At 67.6% G+C, this 7341-nt stretch carries 8 protein-coding genes and 1 pseudogene; 7 read left to right on the top strand and 2 right to left on the bottom strand.

The annotated features are described in order from the left end of the window. A partial coding sequence (locus ACZ4D5_RS42610; protein ID WP_467777916.1) for an AMP-binding protein occupies nucleotides 1–960 on the bottom strand: 960 nt, incomplete at its 3' end. 154 nt (nucleotides 961–1114) lie between these two features. Between ACZ4D5_RS42610 and ACZ4D5_RS42605 the strand changes: the two genes are divergently transcribed. Genes ACZ4D5_RS42605 through ACZ4D5_RS42590 form a run of 4 tightly spaced genes read left to right on the top strand, consistent with a single transcriptional unit; the run spans nucleotide 1115 to nucleotide 4600 of the window. Next, nucleotides 1115–1351: an acyl carrier protein gene (locus ACZ4D5_RS42605; protein ID WP_467777915.1), complete on the top strand. Its 237-nt coding sequence runs from the start codon at nucleotides 1115–1117 to the stop codon at nucleotides 1349–1351. Further along, nucleotides 1348–2625: a beta-ketoacyl-[acyl-carrier-protein] synthase family protein gene (locus ACZ4D5_RS42600; RefSeq protein ID WP_467777914.1), complete on the top strand. Its 1278-nt coding sequence runs from the start codon at nucleotides 1348–1350 to the stop codon at nucleotides 2623–2625. The genes ACZ4D5_RS42605 and ACZ4D5_RS42600 overlap by 4 nt, the downstream gene beginning before the upstream one ends. Beyond that, complete coding sequence (locus ACZ4D5_RS42595; RefSeq protein WP_467777913.1) at nucleotides 2622–3932, top strand: aminotransferase class I/II-fold pyridoxal phosphate-dependent enzyme; 1311 nt, start codon at nucleotides 2622–2624, stop codon at nucleotides 3930–3932. Before ACZ4D5_RS42600 ends, ACZ4D5_RS42595 begins: the two co-directional genes overlap by 4 nt. Then, the gene (locus ACZ4D5_RS42590) at nucleotides 3929–4600 is read left to right on the top strand and encodes a hypothetical protein (protein ID WP_467777912.1); all 672 of its coding nucleotides are present in this window, start codon (nucleotides 3929–3931) and stop codon (nucleotides 4598–4600) included. The genes ACZ4D5_RS42595 and ACZ4D5_RS42590 overlap by 4 nt, the downstream gene beginning before the upstream one ends. Nucleotides 4601–4667: 67 nt before the next feature. On the opposite strand, the gene ACZ4D5_RS42585 is transcribed toward ACZ4D5_RS42590, so the two are convergent. Continuing rightward, nucleotides 4668–5450 carry an IclR family transcriptional regulator gene (locus ACZ4D5_RS42585; RefSeq protein WP_467777921.1) on the bottom strand — a complete coding sequence of 261 codons (783 nt, stop codon included), beginning with the start codon at nucleotides 5448–5450 and terminating at the stop codon, nucleotides 4668–4670. Nucleotides 5451–5950: 500 nt separating this feature from the next. On the opposite strand from ACZ4D5_RS42585, the gene ACZ4D5_RS42580 reads away from it, so the two are divergent. The 3 genes and pseudogenes from ACZ4D5_RS42580 to ACZ4D5_RS42570 form a co-directional block, all read left to right on the top strand. Next, nucleotides 5951–6748, top strand: a complete 798-nt coding sequence (locus tag ACZ4D5_RS42580) for an SDR family oxidoreductase (RefSeq protein WP_467777911.1) — start codon at nucleotides 5951–5953, stop codon at nucleotides 6746–6748. 206 nt (nucleotides 6749–6954) lie between these two features. Then, nucleotides 6955–7101 carry a hypothetical protein gene (locus ACZ4D5_RS42575; protein WP_467777910.1) on the top strand — a complete coding sequence of 49 codons (147 nt, stop codon included), beginning with the start codon at nucleotides 6955–6957 and terminating at the stop codon, nucleotides 7099–7101. Nucleotides 7102–7121: 20 nt separating this feature from the next. Next, nucleotides 7122–7331, top strand: a pseudogene (locus ACZ4D5_RS42570) (ATP-binding protein); the annotation flags it as partial. Nucleotides 7332–7341: the final 10 nt, after the last annotated feature.

Raw genomic sequence — 7341 nt, 5'->3', positions numbered from 1 at the left:
GCTGAGCACCATGACGGTGGCCGCGTCGACCTGAATCCGGTGGGCGAGCGCATCGGGTGAGAGCAGAGTGGGCCGGTCCAGCACCACCAGGCAGGCCCCGTTCAGCAAGGCGCCGAAAATTTCGAAACAGGACACGTCGAAGGACATGTTGGTGGTGGCCAGCCAGGTATCCCTCTCCCCCACATCGAACCCGTCGACATCAACCACAAGCCGCGCCGACGCGCGGTGCGGAACACTGACGGCCTTGGGGCGGCCAGTGGTACCGGAGGTGAACATGATGTAGGCGACGGCAGCTGCCGAGAGTCCGTCTACGACAGGAGGCCGCTCCCGCTCGTACTCCACGGTGTGAGGGACCGGTAGGCGGCAGTCGACCGGCACCTCGGGCGCAGCGGGGTCGGCCACCACAGCCCGCACGCCCACCTGCCGGCACATGTCGGCGAGTCGGCCCACGGGATAGCCGGGGTCGAGCGGCACGTAGACCCCGCCCGCCTTCAGTGCGCCGAGCATGGCCGCGACAGCCCCCGCCGACAGCTGGGCGGCGACGCCGACACGGTCCCCTGTGGATACCCCGCTCTGCCTCAACTGCCATGCGACCGCGTTGGCTCGGCGGTCCAGCTGTCGGTATGTCACCGTCGCAGCCCCGTCTTTGACAGCCGGAGCGTGGGGAGTCCTCCGCACCTGCTCCTCGAAGAGACGGTGCAACGGTGTGTCCCGGGGATACAGCGTGCGCGTCGCATTCCACTCGTCGATTGGTGCGGCTTCCCTCGGTTCGGAATCCAAGAACACGGATGCTGCTCCTCTCCTGGTGTGACTTCCGACCGTACGGCGCTCAATTGGGGCTGGGTAAGGGCTGGTTCCGTGACGTGGAACCAAGGCGTATCGCCCCCGGCTAAGGGCTGTTCCGTGAGGTGGAACCGAGCCTCGACCGACCGGCGAATCTGCTCTTACGCTGCAGAGCATCCCGACTCACAAGGTCGAGGAATCCAGCCGAACTCTTCTCGTTGATTTTCGACGGGAACTTGGGCGGTCCGCCATAGATGCGGAGGTTGCCCGGACCCACCTCATACGACTGAAAGAACACAGGAATTCGACAGCATCAGGGAGTGTGCTGCGCATGATTTACGAGACAGTCGCCGACCTCTTGGTCTCGGCCTTCGAAGTGGCACCCGAGAATCTCCGGAAGGACGCCAGCCTGGAGCAACTCGGCCTGGACTCCCTGGCACAGGTCGAACTGGCCGAGAGGCTCGCGGAAGCGTTCGGCGTCGACATCCCGGAAGAGGCGGTGACCGCCAGGACCACGCCGGGCGAACTCGCAGAAGCCATCGGGCATCAGCGGGAGACAGCGGCGTGACCGCACGACCGGTGACGGTGACCGGCCTGGGCATGGTCAGCTCGGCAGGGCTCGGGGTGGATGAGAACTGGAAGCGGGTCGCCGCGGGTGAACCCACGGCTGCTCCCGACCCCGCGCTCAGCGGCTGCCCGGTGGACTTCACCTGCCGCGTCCCGGACTTCGATCCTGTCGCGCACTTGGGTCGCCGACAGGCCGATCTGCTGGACCGCTACGCGCAGCTGGCGCTGGTGGCCGCGGAAGAGGCACTTTCCTCCGCCCGGCTACGGGCCGAGGACACCGACCCCACCCGGTTCGGCGTCGTCCTGGGCAGCGTGGCAGGCGGCATGGCCACCCTGGAGGCCCAGCAGACACGCCTGGAACGCCTCGGGCCCACCGCGGTCTCGGGACGCACCATGCCACTGGGTCTGCTCAGCGCGGCCGCCGGCGCGCTCTCCATCCGCTTCGGGCTACGCGGCACCGCGCTGACCCTCGCCACCGCCTGCGCCTCGGGGTCCATGGCCATCGGAGTGGCACGAGACCTCATCCGTGCCGGAGTGCTCGATGTGGCGCTTGCGGGAGGCGCCGACTCCCCTTTGACCCCCTTGAACGCCGCCGCGTACCACCGGCTGCGCGCACTGTCCCGGCGAACCGACGACCCGCCCACTGCCTCCCGTCCCTTCTCCGCCACCCGTGACGGCTTCGTCCTGGGGGAAGGCGCGGGGGTCCTGGTACTGGAGAGCGAGGCACACGCCCGCGCGCGGGGCGCGGTACCGATGGCCACGATCGCCGGCTACGGCACGTCCGCAGACGGACATCACGCCACCCGTCCGGCCCCCGACGGCGACGGGGCCCGCCGCGCCATGCTCGCCGCGCTCGCCGACGCAGGCGTTGCCACGGACGCTATCGACTACGTCAACGCCCACGGGACGTCCACGCGCCTCAATGACGCCGTCGAAAGTGAGGCCATCAGCCAGATCTTCGGCGACGGGGTGCCCGTCAGCTCCACCAAAGGTGTCACCGGCCATACTTTCGGCGCCGCCGGCGCGCTCGAGGCCGCGTACGCCGTATTGGCGCTGCGCGAGGCGGCCATCCCGCCCACAGCCAATCTCACCGACCCGGACCCCGGAATCACCGTGGACCTGGTCACCGGCTCCACCCGCCGCAAGCCTCTGGGGGCGGTGCTGAGCAACTCGTTCGGATTCGGCGGCTACAACGCCTCGCTGATCATCACCGCTGCCCGACGCCCGTCGGTCAGCGCGCCCGACAACCCACGCGGGAGGAGAACACCGGCATGAGCCGCCATCACGACGACCGCCGTTCCCTGGGCACCTTCACCACCTTGCGAGGACGTCACCTCCTCGACCGTGTCGACCCTTTCGAACGATGGCGACGACCGCACGCCGAGAACGGCGTCTGGGGATACCACCAGCAGATGCTCACCTCGCACCTGGTGCCACGGACCCGGGTACGCGACGAGTTCGCCTGCGAAGGCGTCGGCATCAACCTCCTGAGCCAGGACTACCTCGCGCTGAGCTCCCACCCGGCCGTACACGCGGCGATCACCAGGGCTCTCGACACCTACGGCCCGCACAGCGCGGGCTCCCCCGCCGCGGCGGGCGACACCCAACTCGCCGATGAACTGTGCGCTCGGCTGGCCGAGTTGACCGGGATGCGGCACATCGTGCTCTTCCCGACGGGGTGGGCGGCCGGCTTCGGGGCCGTCAATGCCCTGGCCCGGCGCTTCGACCACATCGTCGTCGACGAACTCTCACACGCCTGCCTGCACGAGGGCATCGCCGCGAGCGCGAGCTCGCAAGTGACGCGGTTCGCGCACCTGGACAATGAGGCGGTGCGTGCCACGCTGCGCCAGATCCGCGCCACGGACGCGGAGAACGGGATCCTCGTGGTCACCGAGAGCCTGTTCTCCATGAACTCCGACACCCCGGACCTGCCCGTACTGCAGGCGATCTGCCGTGAGTACGACGCCGTGCTGCTGGTCGACCAGGCCCACGACGTCGGAGTGATGGGGCCCCACGGAGGGGGCCATGCCGCCGCTCAAGGCGTACACGGACAACTCGACCTGACCGTCGGCTCGTTCAGCAAGGCATTCGCCACCAACGGCGGCTACCTGGCGACCAACTCCGAGTCGGTCGCGCGCTACGTCCGCTACTTCGCCAGCACCCACACGTTTTCCTCGGCACTCACCCCGCTGCAGACCGCCGGAGCCCTCGCCGCGGCACAGATCATGATGTCGAGCGAAGGGCAGCGACGCAGGGACACCGTACTGCGCAACGCCGAAGTGCTGCGCGGGGAGTTGGCCACCGCCTCGGGCTGCACCGTCCTGGGCGAGCCGTCCCCCATCGTGCCGGTCCAGGTCGAGTCCCTCACGGTCGGCAGGAAAGCGATGAGCATCGCGCGACACGAGGGCGTGCTGCTCCATCTCGTCGAGTTCCCCATCGTCCAGCGCGGCAAGGCGCGTTACCGCCTCCAGCTCACCAGCGCGCACCGTCCTGAAGACCTCACCCAGGCAGCGAGGACCATCTCCGCTGCCGTCACGACCGCCTACGAGACGACCACCTCACAGAAGGAGATCCACGCATGACCACCACACTCTCATCGGGCACTGACACGATCCGCGAGACCGCGGACCAACTCGTCCACGCCATGCGGCACGTCGCCACGGACAATCCGTTCATCACCAAGGCGAGGGCAGGCAGGCTCACCGACGACGACATCGCCGCCGTCGTCCGGCTGGAGAACGCCACCCTGGACAACGTCACAGCCTGCATCGCGCTGGCAGCCGCCCGGTTCCGCAACACCGGCGCGATGGACTTCCTGCTCGAGATCGGGCAGGTGGTGGGCACCGACCGGGACAACGTACGGGCCGCCGCCGTCGCGTACAAGACGCCGCTCGAGGAACACCCGGGCCAGCGACTCGCTCCCGTCGCCTACACCTACGCCGGATTTATCAACTGGATCTGTCTGCACGGAAGTCCGACCGCGATCGCGCTGGTCTGCTATGCAGACATCACCTTGTGGCACGAAGCCTGCGTCATCCTGACCCCCGCCCTGCGGGCACACACCGGGCTACCCAAGGAGGTGGTGGACTACTTCGCCTCATACGAGGAACGGCCGGACGAGGTGCTCGACAAGTCCCTGGCGCTGGCCGCGGCGAGCATGGAGAACAGCGCGGACCTGAAGCGCGCGGCCGACACAGCCCGGCTGATGGAAGACCACCTCGCCGCGTTCTGGAGGGCGGCCGCTCAGTAGATGCATCCGCCGTGCCGCCGGTGACCGCCCCTCCTCCCCCAGGGGGCGGCCACCGACCTCTCGGCACTCAACCCGAAGTACGCCGCAGGACCTCGTGGGCGCGGGCAGCGGCATGGCGCAGCAGCTCGCACGCCGCGGACAGATCGAACCGGTGCGGGTAGGCCCCGATGCTCAGCGCCGCCACCGGCTGCCCGTCCGCTCCCCGTATCGGCACAGCGGCCGCGGTGATGCCCAGCCGGGGCGAGTGCTGGTCGAGAGAGAATCCTCGCCGCCGGATATCGGCGAGTTCAGCGCTGAGTGCCGTCGATGACACCGTCGCCCCTGCAGCACCGTGGGAGTGCGTACGCTGAGCGAACTCTGCTGCCAGCTGCGGGCAATGCGCCAGGAGAGCCTTGCCCGCAGCACTGGCGAACAGAAGCGATTCTTCTTCGACACGCCGGGCCACGTCGCTGTATTCCTCGCCATACAGCAAGTCGACGAACCGTACTGTCCCGTGGCCGGGTACAGCGAGCCCGACCAGATAGCGCGTCCTCCCATGCAGCCGAAGCAACAGCGGCTTGAGTTTCTGTCGGGTGATCTTGACCTGACTCTCTTCGTATGACGCGACCAGCTGCCATACCGCTGCGCCCAACTGATAGCGCACGCCGTCTCTGCGCACTATTCCCACAGCCTGCAGTTCGGCCAAAAGACGATGGACGGTGCTCTTGGGCAGGCCGGTCAACTGAACCACTTCCGAAAGCGAAGCGGACGGGCCGGCGGCCCGTACGGCTTTGAGGACCCCCAGCAATCGGGCGGCCAGCCGATCGCGGTCATCCAGTGGCAGCCCTTCCGCAGTCGTAGTCCCCTTCATCTTCGCCACAGAGACACTTCTTTCTCCTCAATGTCAGTGAGCTCTTGAGGTATAGCCTCTACGATCCATCAATCAGTCAGCGCAATGGAGGGCGTACTCGGCACATGACGAGGCATATCCGCTCGACGAAGTGCGCTCGGAATCACTTCTTGGCATATCCACCCCGGCAGAAATCACGCTCATTGGCCAGTTTCCCTTGATGGATATCGGGTACGGCTCCCGCTCGGCCTGGGGAGGGGAGCCAGTGGCGGCGTTCCAGATGACTCACCCACCCGTGCCCTGGTGGGTGAGGCCGGGCGGAACCCTTGCCCGTGGAAGGGACACAGGTGCCGACAAGTCCCGCATGACCAGGGCATTCCCGCCCCGGACCGTGATCGCTACCGGAGACGATCGTGACCGTCCCGAGATATCGCCCAGACCCGAGATCAAGAATCCTCATCAGGGGCAGCGACCGGGAAAAACGGATGCCGTGTGAAGAGCGGCCCGCCAGGATGAGGAACATGACTGATGAGACGCCCTTGGGGAGCCGGCAGCACGTGGAAGAAGCGGGGCGCCCGCTTGCCTTGGTCACGGGGGCGGGCCGTTCGGCGGGGATCGCTGCGGCGGTGGCGCTGAATCTGGCCCGGGCCGGGTGGGATGTGGCCTTCACGTACTGGACTCCGTACGACGCGCGGATGCAGTGGGGCATGGAGCCGGGTGCGCCTGAAGAGCTGCAGAGGAAGGTGGCGTCCCTCGGGGCGAGGACACTCGCGGTCGAGGCGGACCTGAGCGACCCGGCCGTGCCGGCTCAGCTCTTCGACAGCGTCGAGCGCGAACTGGGAAACGTCACCGCGCTGGTGCTCTGCCATTGCGAGTCGGTCGACTCCGGCTTGTTGGACACCACGGTGGAGAGCTTCGACCTGCACTTCGCCGTCAATGCGCGGGCAACCTGGCTGCTGATCCGGGAGTACGGGCTGCGGTTCCGCGGACAGCACGGCAGCGGGCGGATCGTCAGCCTGACCAGCGACCACACCGCCGGCAACCTGCCATATGGGGCAAGCAAGGGAGCGATGGACCGGATCACGCTGGCCGCGGCCCGTGAGCTCGCCCACCTCGGAGTGACCTGCAATGCGATCAATCCCGGACCGACCGACACCGGGTGGATGACCGAAGAGCAGAAGGCGGACATGATCCGCTTTACTCCCCTGGGACGCCTCGGTGTGCCGCAGGACTGCGCGAATCTCGTCTCCTTCCTCTGCTCCGCAGAGGGCGGATGGATCAATGCCCAGCTTCTCCAGAGCAACGGCGGCATGGGTTAGAAGCGCATGGCCATGGCTCACGGGCGGCTGGCGACGTCGGCTGCGTAGGGAGCCCAGTCTCCGGCGGCGGATCGCCGCCACTTGACGGCGACGGTGATGTGGATGCCGAGGGTGCGGAGTCGTTCTCCCATGGCCCAGACGCTGATCGGGCGGCCGGGCCGGCCGCCGGGGAGGAGCCAGGGTGAGGCTGTGCGGGCGAGGACGGCATGGCTTCGGCGAATCGCGACCTGCTGAAGGGCAAGGTCAGCGACAGGTTCGGGCAGGTCGATCGGAACGGCTCCGAGGCGGATGCGGACCGCTCCGTCTGTCTCGTCGATGTGGCTGCTTTCGCGGGCACGTTGGTGGTCACATGAGCCGACCGGCTCGCTGGTGAGCGCCCCTGGTCCTCCAGGTCGTCTCCAGGCGCTACGAGAAGGGCTCGATCATCCTGACCTCGAAGACCTTCAGCGAGTGGGGCCAGGTCTTCGGCGACGAAGTCCTCGACCGCCTTCTCCACCACTGCGAGGTCATCTCCGTCAACGGCCCCAGCCACCGGCTGAAAAACCGTCTCAAGGCCATCGAGCGCGAGAACTACGCGGCCTGACCGGCTGCGA

The organism is Streptomyces sp. NPDC025651 (assembly GCF_055558735.1).
This window is presented reverse-complemented; position numbering and strand designations above follow the sequence as displayed.

Coding starts and splice junctions, on each gene's coding strand:
- ACZ4D5_RS42605 (WP_467777915.1), top strand. CDS start 1,115: ATGATTTACGAGACAGTCGCCGACCTCTTGGTCTCGGCCTTCGAAGTG.
- ACZ4D5_RS42595 (WP_467777913.1), top strand. CDS start 2,622: ATGAGCCGCCATCACGACGACCGCCGTTCCCTGGGCACCTTCACCACC.
- ACZ4D5_RS42590 (WP_467777912.1), top strand. CDS start 3,929: ATGACCACCACACTCTCATCGGGCACTGACACGATCCGCGAGACCGCG.
- ACZ4D5_RS42585 (WP_467777921.1), bottom strand. CDS start 5,450: ATGAAGGGGACTACGACTGCGGAAGGGCTGCCACTGGATGACCGCGAT.
- ACZ4D5_RS42580 (WP_467777911.1), top strand. CDS start 5,951: ATGACTGATGAGACGCCCTTGGGGAGCCGGCAGCACGTGGAAGAAGCG.
- ACZ4D5_RS42575 (WP_467777910.1), top strand. CDS start 6,955: ATGGCTTCGGCGAATCGCGACCTGCTGAAGGGCAAGGTCAGCGACAGG.